Origin of the sequence: Ornithinimicrobium sp. INDO-MA30-4, assembly GCF_021535045.1 — a bacterium.
GTDB lineage: Bacteria > Actinomycetota > Actinomycetes > Actinomycetales > Dermatophilaceae > Ornithinicoccus.
In genome coordinates, this window is record NZ_CP091056.1 from 1,070,512 (window position 1) to 1,097,033 (window position 26,522).

Annotated in this window: 24 protein-coding genes and 2 pseudogenes; 10 read left to right on the forward strand and 16 right to left on the reverse strand. The window is 61.3% G+C overall.

Annotated features, from left to right (window positions below):
* Nucleotides 1-90: 90 nt before the first annotated feature.
* The 5 genes from murF to mraZ all read right to left on the reverse strand — a co-directional run bounded on the left by murF (nucleotide 91) and on the right by mraZ (nucleotide 5,382).
* Complete coding sequence (murF, locus tag L0A91_RS06245; RefSeq protein WP_235246255.1) at nucleotides 91-1,362, reverse strand: UDP-N-acetylmuramoyl-tripeptide--D-alanyl-D-alanine ligase; 1,272 nt, start codon at nucleotides 1,360-1,362, stop codon at nucleotides 91-93.
* Nucleotides 1,363-1,420: 58 nt separating this feature from the next.
* Nucleotides 1,421-3,187, reverse strand: a complete 1,767-nt coding sequence (locus L0A91_RS06250) for a penicillin-binding protein 2 (protein WP_235246256.1) — start codon at nucleotides 3,185-3,187, stop codon at nucleotides 1,421-1,423.
* Between the two features lie 72 nt (nucleotides 3,188-3,259).
* Entirely contained in the window at nucleotides 3,260-3,748 is a 489-nt protein-coding gene (locus L0A91_RS06255; RefSeq protein WP_235246257.1) for a septum formation initiator family protein, read from the reverse strand.
* Nucleotides 3,745-4,746, reverse strand: a complete 1,002-nt coding sequence (rsmH, locus tag L0A91_RS06260; protein WP_235246258.1) for a 16S rRNA (cytosine(1402)-N(4))-methyltransferase RsmH — start codon at nucleotides 4,744-4,746, stop codon at nucleotides 3,745-3,747. Before rsmH ends, L0A91_RS06255 begins: the two co-directional genes overlap by 4 nt.
* Nucleotides 4,747-4,950: 204 nt before the next feature.
* On the reverse strand, nucleotides 4,951-5,382 hold the full coding sequence (mraZ, locus tag L0A91_RS06265) for a division/cell wall cluster transcriptional repressor MraZ (RefSeq protein ID WP_235246259.1): 432 nt from the start codon (nucleotides 5,380-5,382) through the stop codon (nucleotides 4,951-4,953).
* Nucleotides 5,383-5,754: 372 nt separating this feature from the next.
* Between mraZ and L0A91_RS06270 the strand changes: the two genes are divergently transcribed.
* The 5 genes and pseudogenes from L0A91_RS06270 to L0A91_RS06295 all read left to right on the forward strand — a co-directional run bounded on the left by L0A91_RS06270 (nucleotide 5,755) and on the right by L0A91_RS06295 (nucleotide 10,039).
* Nucleotides 5,755-6,726, forward strand: a complete 972-nt coding sequence (locus tag L0A91_RS06270) for a MoxR family ATPase (RefSeq protein WP_235246260.1) — start codon at nucleotides 5,755-5,757, stop codon at nucleotides 6,724-6,726.
* A gap of 44 nt (nucleotides 6,727-6,770) precedes the next feature.
* Nucleotides 6,771-7,691, forward strand: a complete 921-nt coding sequence (locus tag L0A91_RS06275) for a DUF58 domain-containing protein (protein ID WP_235246261.1) — start codon at nucleotides 6,771-6,773, stop codon at nucleotides 7,689-7,691.
* A gap of 14 nt (nucleotides 7,692-7,705) precedes the next feature.
* Nucleotides 7,706-7,939, forward strand: coding sequence for a hypothetical protein (locus L0A91_RS06280; RefSeq protein WP_235246262.1), 234 nt, complete (start codon nucleotides 7,706-7,708; stop codon nucleotides 7,937-7,939).
* Nucleotides 7,936-9,278, forward strand: a pseudogene (locus L0A91_RS19695) (DUF3488 domain-containing protein). Before L0A91_RS06280 ends, L0A91_RS19695 begins: the two are co-directional and overlap by 4 nt.
* Nucleotides 9,206-10,039, forward strand: a complete 834-nt coding sequence (locus tag L0A91_RS06295; protein WP_235246266.1) for a transglutaminase family protein — start codon at nucleotides 9,206-9,208, stop codon at nucleotides 10,037-10,039. Before L0A91_RS19695 ends, L0A91_RS06295 begins: the two are co-directional and overlap by 73 nt.
* Before the next feature lie 281 nt (nucleotides 10,040-10,320).
* Here L0A91_RS06295 and L0A91_RS06300 read toward each other — a convergent pair.
* From L0A91_RS06300 to L0A91_RS06315, 4 genes and pseudogenes are all read right to left on the reverse strand, one after another.
* Nucleotides 10,321-11,984, reverse strand: a pseudogene (locus L0A91_RS06300) (RNA polymerase sigma factor).
* 333 nt (nucleotides 11,985-12,317) lie between these two features.
* Complete coding sequence (locus L0A91_RS06305) at nucleotides 12,318-12,725, reverse strand: universal stress protein (protein WP_235246267.1); 408 nt, start codon at nucleotides 12,723-12,725, stop codon at nucleotides 12,318-12,320.
* A gap of 41 nt (nucleotides 12,726-12,766) precedes the next feature.
* Nucleotides 12,767-13,837 (reverse strand): DUF4192 domain-containing protein, encoded by a 1,071-nt coding sequence (locus L0A91_RS06310; protein ID WP_235246268.1) that lies wholly within the window; start codon nucleotides 13,835-13,837, stop codon nucleotides 12,767-12,769.
* A gap of 113 nt (nucleotides 13,838-13,950) precedes the next feature.
* Entirely contained in the window at nucleotides 13,951-14,661 is a 711-nt protein-coding gene (locus tag L0A91_RS06315) for an EcsC family protein (RefSeq protein ID WP_235246269.1), read from the reverse strand.
* A 117-nt stretch (nucleotides 14,662-14,778) separates the two neighbouring features.
* On the opposite strand from L0A91_RS06315, the gene L0A91_RS06320 reads away from it, so the two are divergent.
* On the forward strand, nucleotides 14,779-15,978 hold the full coding sequence (locus L0A91_RS06320; RefSeq protein ID WP_235246270.1) for a hypothetical protein: 1,200 nt from the start codon (nucleotides 14,779-14,781) through the stop codon (nucleotides 15,976-15,978).
* A gap of 96 nt (nucleotides 15,979-16,074) precedes the next feature.
* Here the strand turns inward: L0A91_RS06320 and L0A91_RS06325 are convergent, their stop codons facing one another.
* A complete protein-coding gene (locus L0A91_RS06325) occupies nucleotides 16,075-17,046 on the reverse strand; it encodes a PAC2 family protein (RefSeq protein ID WP_235246271.1) in 972 nt (323 codons plus the stop codon).
* 90 nt (nucleotides 17,047-17,136) lie between these two features.
* On the opposite strand from L0A91_RS06325, the gene L0A91_RS06330 reads away from it, so the two are divergent.
* From L0A91_RS06330 to L0A91_RS06345, 4 genes are all read left to right on the forward strand, one after another.
* Nucleotides 17,137-19,200, forward strand: a complete 2,064-nt coding sequence (locus L0A91_RS06330) for a prolyl oligopeptidase family serine peptidase (protein ID WP_235246273.1) — start codon at nucleotides 17,137-17,139, stop codon at nucleotides 19,198-19,200.
* Between the two features lie 33 nt (nucleotides 19,201-19,233).
* On the forward strand, nucleotides 19,234-19,476 hold the full coding sequence (locus L0A91_RS06335) for a hypothetical protein (RefSeq protein ID WP_235246274.1): 243 nt from the start codon (nucleotides 19,234-19,236) through the stop codon (nucleotides 19,474-19,476).
* A gap of 161 nt (nucleotides 19,477-19,637) precedes the next feature.
* On the forward strand, nucleotides 19,638-19,805 hold the full coding sequence (locus L0A91_RS06340; RefSeq protein ID WP_235246275.1) for a hypothetical protein: 168 nt from the start codon (nucleotides 19,638-19,640) through the stop codon (nucleotides 19,803-19,805).
* 87 nt (nucleotides 19,806-19,892) lie between these two features.
* Nucleotides 19,893-20,531 (forward strand): hypothetical protein, encoded by a 639-nt coding sequence (locus L0A91_RS06345; protein WP_235246276.1) that lies wholly within the window; start codon nucleotides 19,893-19,895, stop codon nucleotides 20,529-20,531.
* Nucleotides 20,532-20,543: 12 nt separating this feature from the next.
* Here L0A91_RS06345 and coaE read toward each other — a convergent pair whose 3' ends face one another.
* From coaE to L0A91_RS06370, 6 genes are all read right to left on the reverse strand, one after another.
* Entirely contained in the window at nucleotides 20,544-21,644 is a 1,101-nt protein-coding gene (gene coaE, locus L0A91_RS18625) for a dephospho-CoA kinase (protein ID WP_311198065.1), read from the reverse strand.
* Nucleotides 21,641-22,033, reverse strand: coding sequence for a DUF3418 domain-containing protein (locus tag L0A91_RS18630; RefSeq protein WP_311198151.1), 393 nt, complete (start codon nucleotides 22,031-22,033; stop codon nucleotides 21,641-21,643). Before L0A91_RS18630 ends, coaE begins: the two co-directional genes overlap by 4 nt.
* 61 nt (nucleotides 22,034-22,094) lie before the next feature.
* Nucleotides 22,095-23,210 (reverse strand): DUF3418 domain-containing protein, encoded by a 1,116-nt coding sequence (locus L0A91_RS18635; protein ID WP_311198152.1) that lies wholly within the window; start codon nucleotides 23,208-23,210, stop codon nucleotides 22,095-22,097.
* Nucleotides 23,093-25,060: an ATP-dependent RNA helicase HrpA gene (gene hrpA, locus L0A91_RS18640; RefSeq protein WP_235246277.1), complete on the reverse strand. Its 1,968-nt coding sequence runs from the start codon at nucleotides 25,058-25,060 to the stop codon at nucleotides 23,093-23,095. Before hrpA ends, L0A91_RS18635 begins: the two co-directional genes overlap by 118 nt.
* A gap of 50 nt (nucleotides 25,061-25,110) precedes the next feature.
* On the reverse strand, nucleotides 25,111-26,094 hold the full coding sequence (locus L0A91_RS06365) for a DUF445 domain-containing protein (protein ID WP_235246278.1): 984 nt from the start codon (nucleotides 26,092-26,094) through the stop codon (nucleotides 25,111-25,113).
* A gap of 20 nt (nucleotides 26,095-26,114) precedes the next feature.
* Entirely contained in the window at nucleotides 26,115-26,363 is a 249-nt protein-coding gene (locus L0A91_RS06370) for a DUF445 family protein (protein WP_235246279.1), read from the reverse strand.
* Between the last annotated feature and the right edge of the window lie 159 nt (nucleotides 26,364-26,522).

Sequence of the window (26,522 nt, forward strand, 5' to 3'; positions counted from 1 at the left end):
CAAGCAAGCGCAACCCTGAATCACGACTGGACTTCAACAAGACAACGTCTCCTGGCTGCAACTGATGATCAAGAAATGCTTTGGCTTCGGCTACATCATCAACCTCATGGCTGGCTCCCCCAAGTCGTCAAACTTTTGCGCTGCACCTTGTGCGCCTTGACCAATGCTCAAAACGAGGTCCAGGCCCAGGCCAGCGGCTTGCTCGCCGATCGCTTCATGTTCGGCCTGGCTCTGCACGCCCAACTCACGCATCTCACCGATCACGGCAATGGCTCGTCCTTGACCGCGCATACTGGCCAACGCTCGCAAGGCGGCACGCATGGAGTCGGGGTTGGCGTTGTAAGCGTCGTTGACAATGGTGATCCCGTCGGCACGCTCGGTGACCTGCATACGCCACCGAGAGCCAGCCGATGCCGAAGCCAAGTGCTCGGCGATGTCAGCGATCGGCATACCCCACTCTTGGGCGACGGCAGCCACCGAGAGCGCATTTCCAACGTGGTGTTCGCCATGCAGGCTCAGCGCCACCTCGATCGGCGCCTCGTCAGGGAAGTGCATCGTGAACGAAGCCTGCCCCTTGCCATTCAGGCGCACATCGGTGGCCCGGATGTCGGCGATTTCGCTTAAGCCCACCGTGATGACTCGGGCTGAGGTTTGATCCGCCATCGCCAGCACGACGTCATCGTCTGCGTTCAGGACAGCCAAGCCTTCGGCGGGCAGCGCCCGCACCAATCCAGCTTTGGTATGCGCAATCGCTTCTCGGGAGCCAAACTCACTCAGGTGGGCAATGCCAACATTGAGGACTACACCAACCTGTGGCGGCGCGATGCGCGTGAGGTACTCAATGTGACCGACGCCCGATGCACCCATTTCAGCGACCAGATACTCAGTTTCCTCAGTCAGCCGGGAAACAGTGAGCGGAACGCCAACTTCAGAGTTGTACGAGGCGATCGGCGCGAGCGTCACCCCGAGGTTTTCTATGACGTGAGCCATCAAGTCCTTGGTTGAGGTCTTACCCGAAGACCCCGTGATGCCCACTGTGCGCAAGCCTCCCGCAGCCAAACAGCGGTCATAGACTTCGCGGGCCAACGCGGCGAATGCCTCTTGGACGTCGGCAACCACGACGCTAGGTGCCTCCGAGACGACCCGAGAGACTAGAGAAGCTGTCGCTCCAGCTGCGATCGCGTTGTCGACGAAATCGTGCCCGTCGGCGTGTTCACCCATGCGGGCCACGTACAGACTGCCTTCGCCCACTTCACGCGAGTCGGTCACGACATCGGCATCAACGATGGCATCGCTGAACTGCGGCGGAACAACCGCTCCAGAGGTAGCGATGGCAATTTCGCGCAGCGTCAGGGGAATCACGCACGCATCCTTTCGTTAGGGCAGTGTCACTCATCTCGGATTGCGATATCTCCCAGAGTTACCCTGGTCCCTCCCCCGGCGCTGGTGCATCGGGGTCGAATTCAACAGCGACCTCGGTCTGCGGCTCGTCGATGGGAGCGATTCCGCCCTCCTGCAGCGCATATCGCATGATGTCCGCAAAAACGGGCCCAGCGATAGTTCCACCGTACTGGCTTATCTGGGTCGGCCTCTGCACCGTGACTGCGACCACATATTTTGGATCGTCGGCCGGTGCATAGCCAATAAACGAAGCAGTCGTGCGGTCGTACTTACCCAATTCGGGGTCATATCGGTCGGCTGTACTGGTCTTTCCTGCAACGTGATAGCCATCGATGGCAGCCTGTGGCGCGGTCCCCGAGGGGGTCGGCACCTGCTCCATGATCTGAGTCAAGGTGGTCGCCGTTTCGCTGGACACGATCCGCTCACCTTCTGGCTGAGGCTCCGCCTGATAGACGCCGTCATGGTCCGTCACGCCAGAGACCAGGGTGGGCTGAATGCGGACCCCGTCGTTGGCCATCGTTTGGTAGACCGACATCTGCTGCAAGGCATTGCTCGAAAGACCCTGGCCAAACATCATGGTGAACTTGCTGGTGGCGCTCCAGGACTCTGGTGCGGGAACCACGCCTGATGACTCACCAGGTAGGCCCAACCCAGATGTGGTGCCCAGGCCGAACTTCAGCAGGTAGTCATAGAAGACATCGTCATCCAGCTTTTCGCCGTAGAGGATGGTTCCCATGTTGCTTGAGGTGGCGAGAACGCCAGCAAACGTCAGATCTTGCTGCGGGTGGTCATGGGCATCCTTAAAATTTTGCCCGGCCCGGGTCATACCCACCGGCACAACGATTGGCGTGTCAGAAGTGACGATACCTTCCTCAAGTGCTGCCGCAGCGGTGATCAACTTGCCAGTTGACCCCGGCTCAAAGACATCCTCCACGAGTGCGTTGCGCATCCCATCGGCACTCTGTGTTTCGTCCGTCGGGTCGAAGGATGGATAGCTAGCCGCGGCCACGATGCGTCCGGTGTCGACTTCCTGGACCAACGCATACCCACTGAGGGCTGCAGATTCCTTCACCCGCTGCTCGACAGCGTTGTAGGCGTACCACTGCAAGTCTGAGTCGATAGAGAGATGAACAGTGTCACCGGGAACGGCTTCGGTCACGGTGATATCGCCTGTTGTGATGACTTCGCCAGCACCGCCGCGTTCGTACAACTTTTCGCCAGCAACGCCCTGCAGCACTTCATCACGCGTCAACTCCAGACCACCAGCTGGATAGTCGGGGTCGCTGATCCAGCCCAGCAAGGGAGCAGGTGCTGCCCCGAGCGGATAATCGCGCTGGAAAATGGTGGTGCTGGTGATGCCCGGGATGCCGAGGTCCTTGATCTCTTGCCATTGCTCAGGCGAGATGCTGGGCAGCAGGATTCCGTACATACCTTCGGTTTGGGTGATCTTTTGGGCAATGTCGCTCGGATCAGCGCCGGTAATTTCGGCGATGTCAGCAGCGGCGCCATCAATGCCCTTGGCGGCGAGAGTTCGCTCGGTTCCTGTCCCTTCCCACCGCTCATACAGAGGCACGTTCAACGGGTTTACCTCGACGCGAGCCCGTTCAGTGTCATCGGCAAGGATTTCTCCGTTGGCGTCCACTATGGAGCCACGGGCTGCGGGAATGGTGACGTTTGTCAGTCGGTCATTGACAGCGGCTTCTGAGACGGAAGCTGCGTCCAGGCCCTGCAGTCGGAAAAGTTGCGCCGCGAACAGGCTGAAGACCATAAAAACAAAGATCAGCAACAATCTGGCACGGCGCTGTGGGTGTGAAACCCCACGGCCGTGAACGACAGTAGATCGAGTCCGTGCCACTGGTCACTCTCCCGCTACTGCGTCCTCATCGGCGCTAACTGCACCGTCATCTGCCGCTGGAGCAGACATTTGCACGGTATAAGTCTTGCCGTCGACTACCCCGGCCGCCACGCCGACGACCGCACTGTCCGAAAGCCGGAGCACTGCTGTTGAGGGAGAAGAGACCATGCCGAGGTCCTCGGCGCGCTCAGCCAATGTTGCTGGCGACTGCAGTTGGGAAACTTCCGCCTCAAGCGAGACCTGGGTGGCATGGAGCCGAGCGTTCTCTGACTGCAGCGCACTCAGATCGAATGAGCCTTCGGCTCGAAGGGTGTTCAACAGTAGCGCTGCGATGAAACTCGTGACGATCATCAGTGCGATGATCGCGCCCATCCCGATGTGCAGACCGGATTTTGGCGCGGCATCGACAACCCGGAGCGCGGGGCGCTTCGCCGTCGTGGTCGCGCGGGTGGGTCGCGGCGTCGCACGAACCGTGGCGGTCATCTGGCTCATCGGGTCCTCTTCCGCTGACCGGGCTGGGTGTTCATCTGTTCTTTGATCCGCATCGCGGCGCGCACCCGGACAGATGCGGCGCGAGAGTTGCTTGCCGTCTCGGTTTCGGAGGCTTTTTCTGCCCCGCGGGTGAGCATCTTGAGCCATGGCTCGTGCTCGGGTAGCTCAACCGGGAACTCTGGTGGCGCGGAGCTAGTTGAGCCAGCCACCAGGGCCCGTTTGGTGATTCTGTCCTCGAGGGAGTGATACGACATGACGACGATTCGCCCGTCGACGCTGAGCTTCTCGAGTGCCTTGGGCAGCGCATCTGCCCAGACTGATAATTCTTCGTTAACGGCGATTCTGAGGGCTTGAAAGGTGCGCTTGGCCGGGTGTCCACCCGAACGCTGCGAGGCTGCCGGCACTGCTTTGGACAACAAGTCGACCAATTCGCCGGAAGTTTCCCAAGGCTTGACCTCACGTCGTTCAACCAGTTGCCGCGCAATTTTGCGGGCGAACCTCTCTTCGCCGTACTCCTTGAGGATTTGTTCCAGATCTGCGCTGCTCCAGATGTTCAGCACATCTGCCGCTGTCATGCCTTGGCTCTGGTCCATCCGCATGTCCAACGGAGCATCTACCCGATAGGCGAAGCCGCGATCTTCAGCGTCCAGTTGCAGGGAGGAAACACCAAGATCGAAGAGCGCACCCTGCACGGAAGCAATCTCTAGGTCGCTCAGGACCTCGTCGATTTCGTCGTACACCGAGTGAACGGGTGTGAACCGGTCACCGAACTCGGCGAGACGCTCGCCTGCCAACTGCAGCGCTTCGGTGTCACGGTCAATGCCGATCACCCGCGCGTGTGGGCAAGCACGCAAGATCGCCGCGGCGTGGCCGCCCATCCCGAGGGTCCCATCCACCAAGATCGACCCTGGCTCTTGCAACGCAGGTGCGAGCAACTCAACGATCCGATCGCGCATGACCGGAACGTGCCGCCGTTCGGCTACTCCGCGATCAATCATGTAGTGCTCCGATTCAGGCTGTTCATGCTGGGTTGTGCTTGCTGGGTGGGTGTGGGTCTGCCCTGAAGTCGGGGCCCTCACCGCCTTTGACAGGCGATCCGGCACTGGGGAAGGAGTGTCGGAGCTTTGCCGGGCCCGGCGCCGGGGAAGTGGCGACGGGACACGAGGCGGGGAGAGACCGGATCTCAGGGGTGACCGGCCCGGTCATAACAATCCGGGAACCACTTCCTCTGCTTGATCGGCGAAACTCTGCTCTGTTTGCGCGAGGTAGCTAGTCCATGCGCTGGTGTCCCAGACCTCAAGGCGAGAACCGGCACCGATGACCGTGCACTCGTGGGTGAGGCCCGCATACTCGCGCAGCGTGGCCGGCACCGTGATGCGGCCTTGCTTGTCCGGGATTTCGTCGGAGGCTCCCGACAAGAAAACTCGCTGATAGTCACGGACGGCCCGGTTGCTCGTCGGCGTCGACTGCATGGAGGTAGCGATGCGCTCGAATTCAGTCATCGGGAACACGTACAAGCAGCGCTCCTGGCCGCGCGTAACGACGAGCCCGCTCGCCAGACGCTCCCGGTATTTAGCCGGAAGAAACATCCGCCCCTTGTCGTCAAGCCGAGGGGTATGGGTGCCAAGAAACATGCTCCACACCCCTTCCTCGTTTGTCGGAATGAGTGGACGACTCTCCCGTAGGCCCCACGATACTCCACTCTGCCCCACTGTCAACGCAGAAACGGCCATTATTGAACTCTTCAGTACAGCATTTGCCCAGGTAGAACGCATGTGGAGCAAGGTGGGGGAAATCTACGCGATTTCACTCTCGGCTCCCCCGCGCCCCCTCGACTAGCGGCGCGTCTCATGACAAAAGACCAGGTCACCTGCCGCGGATGACCAAGCGCCCGTGTATGCGTGGGCTCAGTGGAGCAAGGTGGGGAGCCTGGGGAATGTCCCACTGAGACAGACTCGGCCAGCGCCCTGCGAGCATGAGTCAGGATGTTAGGGCAGGATTCAGTCATGTCGCTCAGCAGCCAGACTCAGCCAGATCTCGACACCGTGCGCGAGGTCGCCTCCGACGTGCACCGTGCTATCTCGACCGTGATCCAAGGCAAAGAGGACGTCATTGGCACGACGGTTACTGTGCTGTTGGCCCAAGGGCACCTGCTCCTTGAAGACGTCCCCGGGGTAGGCAAGACGATGTTGGCCAAAGCCGTCGCCAAGGCCATTGACTGCGAAGTGAGTCGGATTCAGTTCACTCCTGACTTACTACCTAGTGACATCACTGGGGTCAGCGTCTTCAATCAAGAGACTCGGCACTTTGAGTTCCGCCGCGGAGCGGTATTTGCCAACGTCGTGGTCGGCGACGAAATCAACCGGGCCTCCCCTAAGACTCAATCCGCCCTGCTGGAGTGCATGGAAGAGCACCAAGTAACAGTGGATGGTCACACCTACTCACTGCCCGGCCCGTTCTTGGTGATGGCCACTCAAAACCCCATCGAGATGGAGGGCACGTACCCACTTCCTGAAGCTCAGCGCGACAGGTTCATGGCCCGCATCTCCGTGGGCTATCCCAGCGCAACCGCCGAAGCCCAGATGTTGCTTTCACACGGTTCGACAGACCCGCTGACCGCTCTGCAACCCGTGACCACCGCTGAGCAAATGCGACACGTGGTCAACGCCGTGCGCAAACTGCACGCTGCTCCAGCCTTGCGTCAGTATGTTGTCGACCTAGTCGCCGCCACCCGCAGCCACCCCCAATTGCGGTTGGGGGCCTCCCCGCGTGCCAGCCTGCAACTCCTGCGCGCCTCCTGCGCTCATGCTGCGCTGACCGGGCGTGATCACGTCATCCCCGAGGATGTTCAGTTCATGGCTGCGACGGTGCTGCCCCATCGCCTGATGCTCAGTGGCGAAGCCCAACTGGCGCGCGCGACGACCGAATCGATCACGGCCGACATCATCCGCAACACTCGAGTGCCAGCCGCTTCGTGAATCCATTGCAGGTTCTGACACCCCGCGGCCACACGTTTTTGTGGTTGGGGATTGTCGCCGTCCTCTGCGGAATGGGGTTGGGCTATCCCGACGTCACCAGGATTGGGCTCGCGTTAGCGCTCTTACCCGTGGCAATGCTGATTGTCTCGCGGCGTCGGACCCCGTCCCTGGCCGTCTCCCGAACAGTCGAACCCAGCCGCCTTGAAGCGGGGCAAAACGCCGCTGTGCTCGCCACCTTCACCAACGTTGGGCGGCGCCGCACTTCGCCGTATCTAGCGACCGAGACGCTGCCTCGCGCCCTAGGCGCCTCTCCTCGCTTTCTGCTGCCAAGCTTGACGGTCGGTGCCGAATACACCGTCCGCTATCCCGTACACGGGCACTTGCGCGGCTCATACCAAGTAGGCCCACTGGGCTTGCGCCATCGAGACGCTCTGGGCCTGACCTACGTCGCGGTTCGTCTTTCGTCCACGTCTGAGGTCATCGTTTTGCCGCGGCTGCTCCCCGTTGGGGGTGACGCCGGGCTGCCAGCAAGTCAGGGCGAGAAAGGTGATCGACCGCTGATGTCCGCCCTGCACGGTGAGGATGACGCCAGTATTCGCACCTATCGCCACGGGGATGAATTGCGCAGGGTGCACTGGCCAGCAACGGCCAACCGGGGCGAACTCATGGTGCGCCAAGAGGACCGGCCGGCCCAACGACGCGCTGTTTTGATCATCGACACACGGGCTGAGGCCTATGCGGGCAGCCACCCAGAAGTCTTTGAGTATGCAGTCTCGGCGGCAGCGTCGATAGCGCACCACCTTGTGGCGAACGGCTTTACGTTGCACCTGGTCAGCCCGACCTCGGTCCGAAATGGTCGGGCAGCTGCCAGTATCGACATCAACGAGGCTATGGACTCCTTGCTCGACTCACCCTGGAGCGCAAGGTTGGGCTCGAGCAGACCATGTCTGGTGCGCATGCCCTGACCGCAGGTGGGTGCTTGAGTGTGGCTATTGTCTTCGCCTACGACCGCGCTGATCTCGCAAAGTTGGCTCAAGTGCGGGCCTCTGGCCATGAAGGTCGGGCTCTGGTCCTTGATCCACACAGTCAGGCGCTGCGCCCCAGCGAAGACGGCCCTGCCGCTCCCCTGCTACACAGCGGCTGGAAGGTGGCGACGGCCGGGCCCGACATACCTCTTTCCCGAAGCTGGAGCTTGCTTGGTGGGAAGCGATGAGAAAAATCGAACTTCATTGGGGACGCGTCTTGCCTGCCGAGGGTGTCCTCGCCGGATTGGCGTCCTTGTCCGTGGCATGGCCACTCACCACCCTCTTGGATGGCAGTTCCTGGTGGCAGCCAGCAGCAGTCGTCATTGCTGTAGTCGCCATCACAGGAATGCTGACCCGGCTGCTCGGCTTCCTCTCCGGGTGGGTATGCCTCACTCAACTATTCGCCAGCATGGCCACGGTCACATGGCTCTACTTGGGGGATTCCCTGGCTTATGGCCTGCCCACCGCCTCGACTTTGCCCCTAGCTGGCGACCTTCTCCAAGATGCTGGCGAAGTGCTGCGGACGTTCGCAGCACCTGCCCCAGTGCCTGCCGGCGTCGCATTTCTCGTGGTCCTCATTTTGGGGCTCACCTGCGTGGCGGTCGATACCATCGGTGTCACTGCCGAGTCACCCGCCGCTGCTGGCATCCCACTCGCGGCGACCTTCATGGTCTCAGTTTCCAACAATGGCGATGCACTGCGGCCATGGTTCTTTGTCACGACCGGGGCCTTTGGCTGCTCCTGATCATCCAGCAGCACCGACACATCCTCGGCTCCTGGCCATCCCGTGGTGCTGGAGCCGACCACGACCAGGCGAAGAGCCGTGCGGCGGCTCGCTCCGGTGTCCTCAGCGCCCGTGTTCTGGTGGGGGCAGTCCTCGTCTGTTCGGTAGTTCTCGCGACGCTCCTGCCACACCTGCCCCCGACCTTTTTGTCGGACGGCTTAGCGACAAACCCCGACGCCAATAATGTCAGCGGCGGCACCGGCGGATTGAGTTTCATCGAAACCATGGATCCTGCCCAAGACCTCAGAAATCAGTCACAGGCTCCGGTCTTGGCATACACAACCGATGCGCAGGTCGCCGCTCCCCTACGGGTGACGAGCACCAGCAATTTCTCCGACGGTGTGTGGCAACCGCCGGATGACTCGGTGGTCCCACAGATTCGACTGGACGAGATTGGTGGCGGCCCCACCGACGGCACCGGCGATGTGGCCCAAGTGGAGGTTCTATCGAACAACCTCAACGCTCCGCACCTAGCGATCTCCACTCCTCTCGACGAGCTCGGGCCTGAAGTTGACCCGCTCTACAACCCTGCTGGCGCGACCGTCGTCGTCGACCGCCCCGCGCCCCAGTACTCCTACTCTACATTCAGGTGCCCAGAGCTACCGAGTTGGCTGCCGGGGTCGGCGAATCGGCAGGGACACCGCCCAACGGGTCCGACGATCTGTTGTTCGTGCCCGCCGAGTCACGCGCGGCGGTCGTTGCCGCAACGTCGGAGGCAATCGGCTCCGAGACATCCGCTTTGACCCAAGCGACGTTGATCCAGAACTATTTGCGGGGCCCAGAGTTCACCTATTCGCTTGACTTGCTGCCCACTCAGCCTGGGGTCCCCAGTGATCCCGTTTCTCAGTTCTTGGCCAATCGACAGGGCTACTGCGTGCAGTTTGCAACGGCCATGGTGATGATGGCTCGGTCCCAAGGCATCCCCGCACGGATGGCAGTCGGGTTTCTGCCGGGCGAACGGACGCCGACCGGTGAGCGTTTTGTGCTCGCTGCTGACGCGCATACCTGGCCAGAGTTGTATTTGGATGGGCTCGGTTGGACCAGTTTTGAGCCAACCCCAGGCACCCGGTCAGGCGCTGCCCCGTCTTATGCTCAAGAAGAAGCCCCTAGCGCAACGCCGTCCGCGTCGGCCGACCCCACCACGGAGCAGCCTTCGACAACCGAGGCAACGCCAACAGCCGACCCAGCCAACCCAGAGACCGATGAGCCTCGATCCGCCCTGAGCCAGACTCTCCTACGCGCCCTGTGGGTTGTCCTCGGCCTGCTGGTCATTCTGGCTTTGCTGCTGATCATCCCCATCCTCAGCAGGCGAAGGATGGCCAAGATGCGGCAGGATCTCGCTCAAGATCCTGCCGGCATGGAGTCAGCGTGGAAGCTGCTGGCCCTGCGCCTTGAGGATTTGGGGCTGCCGCGAAGCCCGCAGCGCAGCCCCGGGCGATGCGCGATCACTACCTCGCGCTCCCATCGTGGCCAACCGATGCTTCAGATTCATTGGAAAGGCTGACCAGCCAACTAGAGGCAGAGCGCTACGCACCGAATGGCAGCGATGCTCAGGCAAGCCAGCCGCCTTCGCCACGATTGACGACATCGTGGCGAAGGTAGCGGAAGCTAGTGACTCGAGCACGAGACTTCGTGCGCGTTGGATTCCTAGCAGCGGGCTGCCGGGTCTATTCAAACGCTTCTAGGCGCAATCACGGGCGCGCAGGACGGCGACGCACCAGCCGACAAAGCCCGCTCACTTCGTGATGAAGCGAACGGGCTCTGTTGGTAGCGCCGTGAAACTCTTTAGTCGAGGTAGTCGCGCAGCACCTGCGACCGCGATGGGTGACGCAACTTCGACATGGTCTTGGACTCTATCTGCCGAATTCGCTCGCGGGTGACGCCATAGACCTTGCCAATTTCGTCTAACGTCTTTGGCTGGCCATCAGAGAGGCCGAAGCGCATCGACACCACGCCAGCCTCGCGCTCCGAAAGCGTGTCCAGCACCGAGTGCAACTGCTCTTGGAGCAGGGTGAAGGAGACAGCATCGGCGGGGACGACTGCTTCGGAGTCCTCAATCAGGTCACCGAACTCGCTGTCGCCGTCTTCACCGAGGGGGTGTGTAGCGAGATGGGCTCACGGCCGTACTTCTGAACCTCGACAACCTTTTCCGGCGTCATGTCCAATTCGGCAGCCAACTCATCCGGCGTGGGCTCGCGGCCCAGGTCTTGCAGCATCTGGCGCTGCACGCGGGCCAACTTGTTGATGACCTCAACCATGTGGACCGGGATGCGAATCGTGCGAGCCTGGTCAGCCATGGCGCGGGTGATCGCCTGACGAATCCACCAGGTTGCATAGGTGGAGAACTTGTAGCCCTTGGTGTAGTCAAACTTCTCGACTGCACGAATCAGGCCTAGGTTGCCCTCTTGGATCAAATCCAAGAAGAGCATTCCACGACCGGTGTAGCGCTTAGCCAGCGAGACGACCAAACGCAGGTTCGCCTCTAGCAGGTGGTTCTTGGCGTTTTTGCCGTCCTGGGAGATCCACCACAACTCGCGCTTAAGTTTGGCTTCAATCTTGTCCCCGGAGTTGAGCCGCTCCTCAGCGAAGAGGCCCGCCTCGATGCGCTTGGCCAACTCAACTTCTTGCTCGGCGTTGAGAAGTGCGACTTTACCGATCTGCTTGAGGTAGTCCTTGACGGGGTCAGCCGTGGCGCCAGCGGTAACGACCTGCTGGGCGGGAGCGTCGTCGTCGTCAGCAGAGCTCAGCGTAAAGCTCTCGTCTTCGTTGGTGCCCTTAGCTGGAGTCTTAGCGCCGACCGTCTCATCCTGGGCCGCGCCGCGTCCTGCCTCGGTAACGACGTCGTCTTGCTCCTCAACGTCGTCCGGGGTCTCCAGCTCAGCGGCAGCAGCAGCCTTCTTGGCTGCGGCCGTCTTCTTGGTGGCCCGCTTGCGTGGGGCGGCGGCTTCAGTCGGCTCTGCTGCAGCGGTCTTTGCAGCGGCGCGAGTGGTCGCTGCCTTCTTCGTTGCAGTCTTCTTGGTCGCGGCCTTGCGAGCGGGCGCCTCCTTTGCTGGCGCTTCGGGCTCAGGTGCGTCTGTTGCGTCTACGGTCGCAGCCTTCTTAGCCGCAGCCTTGCGAGCGGGCGCCTTCTTTGCTGGCGCTTCGGGCTCAGGTGCGTCTGTTGCGTCTCCCGTTGCAGCCGTCTTAGCTGCAGCAGTCTTCGTCGCGGAAGTCTTTGGCGCAGCCGAGGTCTTGGCTGGCGGGGCAGCGGCCGCCTTCTTGGCTGGAGCCTTCTTCGTGGCAGTCTTTTTGGTAGCAGTTTTCCGCGCGGCTGCCTTCGTTTTCGGCAACGCCGAGGTCTCGTCCTCGCGGACTTCGATAGCGCTGTCGTGGAACGTGCGCAGAACCTTCGTCTGCCCCTTCTTGTTCAAGTCAGAGGCCTCAAGCGCGGCCCTCACCTCAGCAAGCATGAGATAACCGCGATCTTTGCCCTGCGCATACAACTCGCGCAGAGTCGGATCGGTGAATTCCTGCGGCAACTCGCTGGATTCGGTGGACGTGGCCGATGTGGCTGACACGGGTTGCACCAACTACTTTCTACTCTGGGGCGCTGAGGACCTCAGGGGCCTTACACACGGAACGCCATGTGCGAGAGCACTCAAGAGTGGCTTGCGAAAAGGGTCTAACATCGCCGCGATATCTGTTGATCCGACGTTGCTATATGACCATTATAAAACGTCACGGGCTGTGCTCACGACTTTGACACCGAGAGCGCCCAGCCTACGACATGATCCAGCCGACTATCAGTCCTGGTCAGTGGCCTTGACTGCCAACACCGGGCATGAGGCCTCAAGGAGGATCCGCTGAGCAGCTGACCCCAAGATCAACTTGCCCACCGGGCTCCGGCGCCGCAGCCCAATCACGATCGCGGCAGCATTGCGCTGGTCAGCCACGTCGAGCAAGTTGTCGCTCACATCCTGCGCTGACGCACCTGAGGATACTTCGACCCCCAATTGTGCCGTTTCTAGGTCTGACTTAACCTGTGCCAGCCGCGCCTCAAAGGCCTGGTTCTCTTCGCTTGCGGCGTTTGCCGTTGTCCGCTCCGAGGTGACAACAACCAGGTCGACCCCGTGAGCCGTCGCCTCTTCCCCTGCACGGCGCAGTGCTGCCCTACCTTCGCGTGTCGGAACATACCCAACGACGATCGTCATGCGATACCCTTTGCATTGTTTAACAGTGATCTGGCGCCAGACTAACGGCTTGGCGGCATTGCTGTTCGCAAGGCTGAATCAATGAGCTGGGCAAGCCGATATTCAGGGTCAATCGCCAGAGCGCGATCGTTGGCGATGTTGGCCAGCGATCCATCTCCTTTCCACCACGCCAGATATGCAGCACATGCCCACGCCGAGGCACTCGAACCAGGACCCACCGGCACTTGGGCGGCCAGCTTGGCAAACCTGAGGGCAGCGCCCTCGTCAACATCGGACAGGGTCGGGATGATCTCTCTGGCCAGGCTCACCAATGAATCTCCAACGTCGGCGCCCACCAGCCCAGGAGCCGCTGCCTGCAAAACCGCGTCGCGGGAAGCCGTCCAATCCATCAGCCCGACAAAGCTGCCAACGTCACGAGGGCAGAGCACGCTGGGGTCAACAAGCGGATCGCTCAACACCGTGGAAATCACCTGCAGCCCCTGCACCACGGCGCTAGCGTCCGGCAGCCGAACCTGGAAAGCCCGTGCCGCAGCGCTAATGTCTGCGGCACGTTCGACCGAGATCGCTGGCCTCAGACACTGTTCGATGTGCGCGCGGGAGGCAAGTGGGTGGGTGCCCGCAACAACATAGTCCGCAACCGCTGGAACGTCCCTAGCAGCGGGAACCGGTTCCCAGCTGGGCTCAGGCGACGAGCAGTTCCACCAATTCTGCGCCCAGACTCGACCGGAATGGACGTGTTCGACACCTGCCTGACGGGCAACCTCTTCCACAGACCCAAGAAACGGCCGTGAGTCCGTGACCTCGCCTTCGAATCCCAGGCACACAACGGCGCGCGGCCTGGCTCGCAAGAACGCCGGGGCAAGCGCCTGCGCCAACTCCGCGGGAGCGGCTTGAGACGTCATGGAGACCCGAGCGGTGAGACTGATTCTTGATTGCTCGGGCACCTCGGGCGCCGCCTCCAAGCACACCAACACCAGTGAGTCGGCGGGCTGGTACCCCAGGTGATAGGGCAGCACCGCGACCAATTGGCCGACCCCACGAATTGCGGCGCTACCTTGTCCAGAGCGCGCTGCCCGAAAAGCTTCGGGCTGTAAGTTCTCCTGAAAAGTCATCCCCCAACACTTGGCGGTAGGACGCCTGCGAGCCAGCAAATCCGGCCATCTGTGGATAGCGAACGGGGCACCAACTCCATGTGGAGTTGATGCCCCGTGCCGTGCTAGCCGGACTACTCGGTGATTTGGTTTCCCTCAACTTCAGGGAACTCACGACGCGCGACATCGGCCAGGCGGCCCATCATGAAGCCGTCTAAGCCGGCACCAATCGCGCCTCCGGCCAATGGGACAACCCTGCCCAACCGGCCAAGCATGCGCGATCCCAACTGGGTGGCAACCCGGAAACCCACACCCTTGTTGATCATCATGGCCGCGGCCCGGGGCACCCGGTCCAGGGCGATGGCAGCCATCTTTCCGCCGCCGGCCACCCCGGCCTTCTTCAACATGTCATCGGCGTCTGCTCCGATCATGGTCAAAGTCAAAGCGGTTCGCACGTCGGGGTCTTTGACGTCGTAGCCACGAACGGCAGCAACACCACCGACCATCCGTGCGGCCAACACGTAGTAGGAGATCACGTTCGCTGGCAGTGCAATAGGCATCGTGAAAAGGCCGCCAACACCTGTGGCAAAACCTCCGATGGCCGCCTCTCGGACGTGATCAGAGCAGATCTCGTCAATGACCTTCTCCGGGTCACTGTGCTCGCTGCGGGCCTTAGCCACAATGTCATCCGCGCTCTTGAGGGGTCCCACTCCATCTAGGCCCACTGCCAGAATGCGCTTCACTGTCGACAGAGCAATCTTGGATGTCAGTGACGCGTCCTCTTCAGTCACCTCAGCCACCTGGCTCGAACCGTCGCCCTTGTCGTCTGAACTAAAAATCCCCATTGATACTCCTTAGGGTGGCCGTTGACATTGACGCTATCTTGCCACTTCTAGCCCTCTGAGCGGCGCGGCCCTGCCGATAACGCACGTATTGTCCCACCCGTACGCTAGCGTTCTGCCATGGCGAATCAGACCGAAGCGGGCCCCTCCCCGCGCAAACGAAGCAAAGGCGCGCTCACCTCGGGCATCCTCTCGACGGTGATCGGCATTGCCGGAGTCACTCTCCTTGTCTTGGGGGTTGTTGGGCTCAACCAGGTGCCGGTTGCCAACCTGAACGGTTTTAACGACGGGCAGACGATCAACGTCACAGACAGCGGCATGTCGGTCTACGCCCTTGACGACGTCCGAGACTCGACCGTGTGCCAAGCCGTTGTCGATGGCAACACCACGGTCTTTGATCGGCCTGTCGAGAGCTTCTCGATTGAAGTTTCCGGGAGCGACTACTACGAGATTGCGCGCACCCCGGACGGCATGGCAGCAGGTTCGTATGAGGTCGCCTGTGAGTCGGGGACCTCAACCTATGCCGGTCCGCGCGCCACTCTGATGTCATCCGGTGGAGTCATGGGGCTCACCGGAGTCGTCGTGGGGGTCGTCCTGGTGCTGATTGCCGGAGTCCTGCTGCTATTGGCAGTGGCCTTAGCGTTCAACAACCGCCGCAAAGCCAAGAAACAGCAGGGCGGCCAGCCAGCGTCTGGCTACCCTGAGTCTGGCTATGCGCAATCGGGGTACACCTCCCCGTATGCCAGCCCGCCTCCCCCGCCGATGTCCGCGCCTGAGGCGAACGACAACTACCCATATAGCCAGGAGCAGACCGCGCGGGATCAAGGCGCCGAAGGCGACTATGCGCCCTACGGTCAGCAGACCCCGCAAGAGTCATCCCCCTACGGGAACGCACAGGCAGCTCCCGGCCCCTACGGTTCACAGTCGGCTCCTCCCCCGCCTCCGCCGAGCACCGGTGCGGACGAGGACCCGTATGGCCCGCCTCCCACGTCGCAGCCATACGGCCAAGACCCCACCCAACCGGTTGGCGATGAAACCCAGCAGATGCCCATGAGCCAAAGCACGTGGGCACCACCAGCCGACTCTCAGTCGGCCGATGAGACGACGAGCCACGAGCCGAGCCACGACTCCGCAGAGTCGTCCCAGGACCACGAGGACGATCGTGATGACTCCGCTGCGGATGAGACTGAGTCTGAGGAAGAGGGCCGACAGGCTTCCGGCAACGGATACGGCCCACCGCCCACCAGCAGCGACAAGCCAAGTCAGGGTTTGGGCTATGGCAACTCCTGGCCCCCGCCGCCACCCCCGTCTAACTCCTGATCGCCGGGGTTGAACGGCACCGCCATCTGAGCCGTTATGTGAGAAAGCCCGAGTTGGTTTACCAACTCGGGCTTTCTCTTGGTCCCGAGCACGTATTCACTGCAACGTCGGGCGAGTGGATTTCAGTAACCCATCACGATTCGGGGGTCGGGTTCTCGTCGCTTTCGCCGGCCGCTTCCTTGAGGAACTCCTCAAACTCAGCGCCGAGCTCGTCCGCGGAAGGGATATCTTCCGACTCTGCTTCAAGAGGCTCTGTCTGCGCTGGCCTTCAACGAACTGGTCGTAGCGCTTCTCAAGCTCGGACACGGCCTCCAACACCTCGGGGGCCTGCTTCACTTGCTCCTCGATTTGACCGCGGTTCTCGACCGCGCTGGCCGCCAACGCGTCAGATGGAATGCTGAGGTTGGTCATCTCACCCAAAGCCTCCATGGCTGCTACTGCAGCGTCCCCAAAGGCGGACTCGGCCAGATAATGCGGCACATGAGCGGCCAGACCAGAAGTTTGCAAGCCTGCTTCGCCAAGACGCAGTTGAATCAATGACTCAACACTCGCCGGGACCTGCACCTTGCCAAACAGCGCTTGGTTGCCTGGGATCAAGTCAGGGTCACTGGCAAACCGGGTCATCCCGACCGGGCGTGTGTGCGGCACGGCCATCGGAATCCCGTGAGCAGCGACCACCTTGCGCACGCCAAATGCCCTGCATAGCTGATGGACAGCCTCGGTGAAGGCCTCCCATCGATAGTCAGGCTCTGACCCGTGCAAGAACAGGAAGGGCGAGCCTTCGGCATCTTTGACGCGGTAGAGGACCAGGCTGATCTGATCAATTTCAGAAAAATGGTCGGAGTCGAACGTCATCATGGGGCGCCGTGACCGGTAGTCCATGAGTTGATCAACGTCAAAGGACGCCAACACCTCGTGGTCCAGCGTGTCAAGGATGTGGTCAGCGATCTGGCCACGCACCTGACCTGCGTCAACAAACCCATCGATAGACAAGTGCAGTAAAGGCGCGTGTTGCGCCAAATGGTCGGAATCCGTCTCCAGACGGAACAACGAGTTTTCTTCAGTCACCGGACCCTCCTTAACAGGGCTTGATATCTATACGTTAAACATCCACAGAGTCGCAACGATTCCCGGCAACGATGATGGTAGACCTTGGGAATGACTTTGATGCCGTCGGACACCCAGCCATTCCATGATCTTGATGCCTACGTGGCACTCGCTCGACAAAGTGGACTGGTTTTATCGCCGGACGGGACCCGCTTGATCACCACGGTGAGCGAGTTAAACGATGAGAAAACTGGATACACCACGTCCCTCTGGGAAGTCGACCCGACGGGTGAACGCGAAGCTCATCAACTGACTCGTAGTGAAGCTGGCGAAGCAGCCCCCGTATTCGACAACTCCTGCAACCTCTATTTCACCTCCAAGCGACCGCTGCCTGCATCAGAGGAAGAAGCCTCTGGGGCGAGCCTGTGGCGGTTGCCGCGCCAGGGTGGTGAAGCAGAGTTTGTTCGCTCGCACCCCGGTGGCATCTCCAAAGTCATCCCTGCTCGCCAGGCCGACCAACTATATCTCGTCGCTCCCAAGATGGCAGGTGCAACTTCGGCCGCCGAACACGCCGAGCTCAGCAAGACCCGGAAGGCCTCGGGAGTTGATGCCATTCTGCACACCGGCTATCCCGTCCGGTTCTGGGATCACGACCTCGGACCATCGCACCCAGCGATTTGGACACCCACGCAAGACGGCTCGCTCAAGCTGCTGAGCGCGGACCTCGGGGCTGAGTTGGAAGAAACTCACCAGGAAGTGAGCCCTGACGGAACATTCGTGCTCACGACCGTGGCCCGACCGATGGCTCGCGCCGAACGTCGCGACACAGTCGTGCGGATAGACCTGGAGACCGGTGCCCACCACATTGTCGCCGACGCCGCAGGCATCGAGTTTGGTGTTGGCCCGATTAGCCCAGACGGCACCCGAGCTGTGTTGACTCAATCGACGCAGTCAACCACCGAATCCGCACCCAGCACCGTGCTGGCGATATTAAATCTCAGCACCGGCGAGATCACCGCACTTGCCGAGGATTGGGACCGCTGGCCCACTCCGATGGCATGGACTGGCGACGGGCGTGAGTTGATTGTCGTCACTGATGATCTTGGCCGAGCCCCCGTCTTTGCTATTGACGTGGTGACCGATTCGGTACGCCAGGTGACCACCGAAGACGCCGCATACTCCACGGTGGTCGTAGCCCCGGATGGCCAGACGTTGTATGGCGTTCGCAGCAGCTACCGGTTCCCGGCCGAGGTCGTCCGCATCAATCTCTCTTCTGGAGAAGCAACGCCGCTGAAGAACCCCGTAGCGCGCCCAGCCCTGCCGGGTCGGCTAGAAGAGGTTGAAACCACTGCCGAAGATGGCACACCGGTGCGCGCATGGCTCGCCATGCCGGACTCTTCTGGGCCTAGCTCACCTGCTCCAATGCTCTTGTGGGTTCACGGCGGGCCGCTAGGTTCTTGGAACGCTTGGACCTGGCGCTGGAACCCGTGGCTGATGGTTGCTCAGGGATATGCCGTCTTACTGCCTGATCCAGCACTATCCACGGGATACGGCTACGACTTCATTCAGCGCGGCTGGGGTGCTTGGGGCGGCGCGTCCTACACGGATCTCATATCGATCACCGACACCGTCGAGCAGCGCCAAGACATTGATGCCAGCCGCACGGCTGCCATGGGTGGTTCATACGGCGGCTATATGGCCAACTGGATCGCGGGACACACCGACCGGTTCAAGGCGATCGTGACTCACGCGTCGCTGTGGGAGTTGGAGGGCTTTGGCCCCACGACAGATGCTGGCTTCTATTGGCAGCGCGAGATGAGCACAGAGATGGCAGCTAAGAATTCGCCACATCGCTTCGTTGAGGACATCGTCTCCCCGGTGCTGGTCATTCACGGTGATCGCGACTACCGGGTGCCGATTGGCGAGGGTCTTCGACTTTGGTACGAATTGCTGTCCAAGTCCGGCCGTCCAGCCGACGAAAACGGCGAGAGCGACCACCAGTTCCTTTACTTCCCTCAAGAGAACCACTGGATCCAAGCACCACAACACGCCAAAATTTGGTATCAAGTTGTCAGTAACTTCCTCCAGGCTCATGTCCTGGGTGACGCAGACGTCACTTCACCCGTTGAATTGGGTCGCACAGCGCCTGAAGCAACCGAGCAGTCCAATACGTAACCCGAACACAACCACCAGTAGACGGAGAAGACCATGACGATGTACTCACCAGCGACGGCTGGGCGCGGTTTGCGGGGCTGGGGTGTCGGCCTGTTCTTGCTTGGCATCGTGATTCTCTTTGCCTCGGTCGTGATCGGCGTGATTGGCGCGAGGAACGTCAATGTCGATGACCTCGACTTTGCCTCCGAAGGCACTGCGACACTCACCACAGAGCAGGTTTTGGTCGTTCGCGGCTCAAGTGAAGACGACTGTGTCGTGACGGGCCCCTCGGGGTAGCGCTGCCCTACGGCCCGTCATCAGGCCAGATTAATGATCTCTACATCGTCTCGCTGGTCCCGATTGAGGACGGCCAGCACACCATTTCGTGCCAGAACGGCGCGACGTTTGCATTCGCCGACCAGGACACGGTCAGCAACGCGGGCGGCGGCGTCCTCGCGGTGATTGGTGCCTTTGTCGGCGCGCTCATCGGTGGCTTCTTCATCCTGCTGGGCTTCATTCTGTGGCTCGTGGGACGGTCCAAGCGCAAGAGCGCTTTGCGCAATGCGCAGCAGTACAACGGCGGCGGGTACGACGCCCCACCGCCACCCGGGTACTCCCAATACTGACTTCTTTCAGGTTTGCGGAACCAGCAGGCATCCATCGGCGTCGGAAGTCAGAATCTTCGCCACCACGTGAACGAGAAGGGCAACAACATGGCAAACAACGGACCTGAATCCGCAGGCAAGGGATTACGACGCTGGGGCGGGGGCCTGTTCTGGCTTGGCATCATCACTGGCATTATCTCCGTGGTTGCCATTGTGGTGAGTCTCGGATCGATCAGCACAGACGGCGTGGAGACACAGACAGACGGTGTCGTCAGTGCCGAAGCCGGCGTTCTGCAAACGATGGTCATTGTTGACGGGGGCGCTTCAGACTGCGTTGTCACCAACACCAGTGGCCAAACGCTGACCCTGCAGTCAATGGGCGCTCAAGACGGCGCTGAGGTCGTGCAGTTCACACCTGACTCATCGGATGGCCTCACGATCAACTGCACCAACGGAGCGTCCTTCTTCTTCATTGATGCCGGAATGCTCAGCGGCTTCGGTGGAATTGCACTTGGCGGGCTAGGCATTGTCATTGCTGGTTTCCTGGTCATTCTGGGTGCCATCCTCTGGTTTGTCGGTCGCTCTAAGCGCAAGAGCGCCCTCATGAGCGCCAACCAGAGTAACGAGCAGTTCACCGGAGGCGACTACAACCGGGGTGGCTACGACACCACCCAGGGCTCCAACTACAACGACAACGGAAACAACAACGGCGGACCATACGCTCCCCCGCCACCACCGCAGAGCTAAAGCACTGAGGGTTTAACTGTGGGTTCGTTGCATCGGTTCGATGCGACGGACCCACAGGTCGTTTACCGCCTGCGCCAAGTTGTCGAGGTCGCCCGAATTGTCGACAATCTCATCAGCGATTTTGGCCCTTTGCGCATCAGTGGCTTGGCTATCAATTCGTGATTGGGCTTCTTCTCGACTCATCGCTCGATCACTCATCAAACGCTCAATGCGTCGCTCCAACGGGACGTGCACCACCACGACCAAGTCATAGTCGTCACTGAGTCCCTGCTCGACGAGAAGTGGCATGTCATGCACCACGACATCCCCATCGGCGGCTTGAGCAAACCGCTCCCTCGTGAGTTTCTTGATCTGGGGATGGGTGATCCCTTCCAACACTGATCGCTGCTGGGGATCGGCAAAGACGATCGCACCTAATGCTGCGCGATCTAGCGCCCCGTCATCCTGCAACACACCCGGGCCAAAATGCTCGGCAATCTCGGCTAGGCCCCGGGTGCCCGGCTCAACAACCCGGCGGGCCAAGCGATCCGCATCAATGATCACAGCGCCGCGCTCAGCCAGGAGACGAGCCACCGTTGACTTGCCTGAGCCAATGCCGCCGGTCAGTCCTATCCGCACCATGGCAACAGCCTGGGCTTCCGCGGCGTCCATCGCGGTATAGATTCGCTTCGGCGATACCGGACCCGCCGTTCCTAGCCGCTGCGCAAAGAGCGAGACGCGCAACTCTTGGATCTGCCACCAGATGTCGCGCACATCGGCGCCGAGGCGCCGGTGCGGCGGCAAACTCGCGAGGAACGACGCATACTCCTCGAGAACCACCTGGACCTGCTCAGTTCGTTCGGCATCGCGGTCGAGGTCTTGGACGCCTTTGTCAAGGCGCTCGAGCATTGCCTTCAGGTAGATCACCATGCGAGACATCCGGCGGTAGCCCACTTCTGCGATAAAGCCCGGCTTGATCAGTTCGCCAATCTGACGCTGCATGTCGGTGGACATGTGTGCCGCCCGGGGCGAAGTGAGATTTCGCAGCCCTAGTTGAACTCGTCGGGCAGCATCCAAGATGGGGACTGTCTGCTCCAAGATCTCGATGATCCGGGGCACGCTTTGCTGCTTCACGAGCGCCAGCGCCCGATCGAAGTCTTCCTGCTCCGGACCACGGCACCCGGCATCTGCTCCACCACCGAATCCACGGCCGCCGCTAGCGCATCGTCCAGCAGCGCAGGGACCGAACCGTGCGGGTTGTGCCCTAATGCCAGTTTTTGCTCGTTGCTGAGGATTGCGAGCACTCGCTTCCACGGAGGCGTGGTGTTCAGCAGGAGCAGCCGGCGGATCCCAATGACGGTTGACCTGTGCGCCTGCGACTTAGTGTCCCAGACCTTGATATCCACTCGATCTCCCCGGTCAACCAGCGCGGGGTAGCCGTGCACGGACCTGCCGTGGCTGGTTTGCTCGAAGGTCTCTGGCAATCGATCAAAGTCCCACGACGTGAGTCCGGTGCGCTCGATCCCTGACGCCGCAGCCGGAGAGTGCTCCTGACTGTCGGGGCCAGTTCGCCTTGGAGGGTCTCTAGGTCCTTGCCTTCACCGAGAATCTCGACGCGTGCCCGTCCGCGCCCTTGCGACCTTGCGCGGGTTGTCGTCGTTCTACGCGGAAGGTGACCTTGAGGTGATCCGGCACTCGCTCCCATTCGAAGTCAGTGCCGCGCACCGGCACCGCGCCACGATGGCTGAGGTATGCGGCGAGCGCTGCGGTGACTGGTTCGTTTGAGGCTTCGAGGGCAGCCATCGCGGCCCTGGCGTGATCTGGTGCTGGCACAAAGTGTCGCCGCACATTCTTGGGCAGCGCCTTCACCATCGCAATGATCAAGTCTTGCCGTAGCCCAGGCACCAACCAGTCAAAGCCCACCGGCTCTACCTGATTGAGCACTTCGATCGGCACATGCACGGTCACCCCGTCGGCGTCCGAGCCAGGCTCAAACTGATAAGTCAGCGGCAATGAGATCTGGCCTTGCTTCCAGCTCCCGGGATAGTCAGCGTGACTGACATCATCTGCTGTATCGCTGAGCAACAGGTCTTCGGTGAATGTCAGCAATTCAGCATCGTCGCGCCGAGCCTTTTTCCACCAGGCATCGAAGTGAGCGCCGGACACCACGTCGGCCGGCAGTCGCTCATCGTAGAAGTCGATCAATGTTTCGTCATCAACGATGATGTCGCGACGGCGAGCGCGCGCCTCCAGTTCGCCCAATTGGCGCACGAGCCGTCGGTTGGCGTGGAAAAAGTCGTGTCGTGTGTCCCAGTCGCCTTCGACCAGACCGTGCCGAATGAACAAGTCCCTGGCCACTTCAGGGTCAATGCGGCCATACGGCACGGGACGACCGGCCACCAGGGGCACTCCGTAAAGGGTCACTCGCTCATCAGCGATGGCACTCGCCCGGGAACGCGACCAGCGCGGCTCAGCGTGGCTGCGTTTCACCAGATGGCCAGCAATCGCTTCGACCCATTCCGGGTCAATGGCCGCGTTGGTACGGGCCCACAAGCGAGAAGTCTCAACGAGCTCCGCCGTCATCACCCAGTCGGGGTTCTTCTTGAACAGAGTGGAGCCGGGCTGCAGATGGAACTTAGCGTTTCGGGCGCCGTGATACTCGCGCTTGTCGCGGTCATACAGACCGACGTGCGACAACAAGCCAGCCAAGAGTGATTGGTGGATCGCTTGTGGTGAGGCAGGCGTGGAGTTGACCTGCAGCCCCAGTGACTTGGCCGCCTGCTTGATCTGGGTATGCAGGTCTTGCCACCCCGCACCCGCAGGTAGTGCAGGAACTCTCGTTGGCACATGCGCCGGAAGGCGCTGCCTGAAAGGTCTTTCTGCTGTGCCTTGAGGTAGTTCCACAAGTTGAGCAGAGACATGAAGTCAGACTCGTCGTCCTTGAAGCGGGCGTGCTGCTGATCCGCCTGTGCTTGCTTGTCGGCTGGTCGCTCCCGCGGGTCTTGCATGGAGAGGGCGGCCACGATGATCTGGACTTCACGCAGCGTGCCGTTGCGCTCCGCTTCGACCAGCATGCGGGCCAGTCGCGGATCGACGGGGAGCGCCACCAGAGCTCGGCCATAGTTCGTCAGACGTTTGCGTGGCTGGTTGGCCGGAGCCTGCGTGTTGATCGCCTGCAACTCCTCCAGCAGGCGCAGGCCGTCCGCGATTTGTCGCGAATCAGGTGGCTCGATGAAGCCAAACTTCTCGATCGCGCCCAAACCCAGGTTGGTCATCCCCAGGATGACGCTGGCTAAGTTGGTGCGCAGAATCTCGGGGTCGGTGAAGGCGGGACGTGCCTCGAAGTCCTCTTCGGAGTACAGGCGGATCGCGGTGCCCGGAGCGAGGCGTCCGCATCGACCGGAGCGCTGGTTGGCACTGGCTTGGCTGATGGGCTCGATCGGCAGACGTTGCACTTTGAGCCGTTGGCTATACCGCGAGATACGCGCGGTGCCGGTGTCGATGACATACCGGATGCCGGGCACGGTCAGCGACGTTTCGGCCACGTTGGTGGCTACGACGATGCGCCTGCCCGAGGAGCGGCTAAAAATACGGTGCTGCTCAGCAGCCGATAGCCGACCATACAGCGGCAAAACTTGAGTGCCGGGCAACTTCATTCCGGAGAGGGCTTCGGTGGCGTCTCTAATTTCGCGCTCACCTGAGCAAAACACCAGGATGTCTTGCGGGCCGGTGTCGCTCGAGGTGGGGCTGGTCCACAGTTCTTCGACGGCTTCACAGATGCCGGTCACTTGGTCGATCTCGACTTCGCTGATTTCAGCGTCGGCGCCTTTGCCCTTGGGTGGGCCCTCACGAAGCAACGGGCGATACAGCACCTCCACGTCGAAGGTCCGCCCCGAGACTTCAATAACGGGAGCGGGCTTGCCAGCAGCGTCGGCGAAGTGTTCGGCAAAGCGATTCACATCGATTGTTGCCGAGGTGACGATGACCTTGAGGTCTGGGCGTCGAGGCAGCAACTGCTTGAGGTAGCCCAACAGGAAGTCGATGTTGAGGCTTCGCTCGTGCGCCTCGTCGATGATGATCGTGTCGTAGCGGCGCAGGTCGCGGTCCCGCTGCATCTCCGAGAGCAGAATGCCGTCGGTCATCACCTTGATGAGGGTGTCGTGCCGCGATTTGTCGGTAAAACGCACCTGGTAGCCAACGGTCGTGCCTAGTTCGACTCCCAGCTCTTCGCTGATGCGCTCGGCAACAGATCGAGCGGCGATCCGGCGCGGTTGGGTATGCCCGATCGTGCCGGCAACCCCACGGCCCAAGTCGAGGCACATCTTGGGGATCTGCGTGGTCTTACCCGAGCCGGTCTCTCCGGCGATGATGACGACCTGGTTACCCGCGATTGCCTCTAGCAGATCATCTTTTCGCTCGACGACGGGCAACTCCGCCGGATAGTTCAGTGCCGTGGGCCGGGCGGCTTCGCGTTCAGCGATACGCGCCAACCGGCGCTGCGCTGCCTCTGGATCCGCCTTGCGTGGACGACGGCGAGACTGGGGCGGCATACGTCACAGAATATGGCCTCGGTTGGCGCCAGGTGACGGTGCCCAGATGGCTAACCCGGCAGCAGTTGACTGATGGCATGGATGACCAGGCCGACCAACGCGCCCACGACCGTTCCGTTGATGCGAATAAACTGCAGATCGCGGCCTACGTGCAACTCGATGCGGTCGGCGGCAAGCTTGCCATCCCACGCCCGAATCGTTGAGGTGATGACGGACGTGACCTCCGCGCCATACCGGTCAACACCGGCCACGACGAGGTCGGCAATCCAGGAGTCCAGCCGTGAGCGCAACGCCTCGTCTTCGCGCAGTTTGGCGCCCAGACCGGAAACTTCATCGTTAAGCCGCGTCCGCAACTGGCCCTGGGCGTCATCGAGTGCCTCCAAGACGGCCTCTCGCGTGGCCTCCCAGAGAGCAAACACAGTTGAGCCAACTTGTGGGTGGGACAACACTGCAACTTTGAGGTCTTCTGCCTTGGCCATGGTGACCGGGTCGTTCTGCAGACCATGGGCGAGGTCGCGCAGATAGGAGTCGATGGCCAACCGCACTTGGTGATGTGGCTGATCGCGAACTTGCTCTGCCCAGGCGACAAGCTCGCCGGTGATCCGACCAGTGACCTTGGCGTCAACCCACTGCGGGGACCACCAGGGTGCCCGAGACCCGATGATGGCAGCGACTTCGCCGGGGTGAGACACCATCCAGGAATGCAGTTCATTGGCGGCGATGTCGACCAGCCCGTGATGAGCCCCATCACGCTCGATTGCCTCAAGCAGGTGCCCGGCAAGAGGGCTAATCGGCTCTTGCTTGAGTCGCGGGGTCAACGTTTGATCCACGAATTCGGTCAGCACCTCTTCATCGACGCTGCGCAAACCGCGCTGCACCATTGGGAGCGCTTCGGTGATGACTCGCTCGGCGTGCTCGGGCTTTGAAAGCCAGTGACCAACCCGGAGCAATACTTCGGCATCGAGGTAACGCTCCCGCAGCGTTTGGGGTGTCAGGAAGTTCTGTGAGACGAACTCCTCGAGGCTTTCAGCCAAGGCATCCTTGCGGCGCGGAATCAGGGCGGTGTGCGGAATGGGCACACCGAGGGGTGCCGGAAAATCGCTGTCACCGCAAACCAATCGGCGATCGCTCCCACCATGGCTGCCTCGGAACTGGCATTGACGTAACCCCAGAAGCCGTCCCGGCCATGGGTGGCGACGAAGATGACGCCGGCGAGAATCAGCAGTCCTGTCGCAAACGCCCGCATCGTGCGCAGTGCTTTGAGACGCGCTTGATCGCCTTGCGAGACGGCGGTGATCTGCATTCAGGACTCCCAGGGCTTCGATGGCACGGATCTATCTTCGCTCACGGAGGAGCTAACAGGCTGCTAGACCCCTCTCAGTGACTTTTCGTAGCAGCGGGCTAACATCAGTGCCAGATTGGCACAACGGCCCTCAGCAGCACGACGCCTAACCTGAGGGAG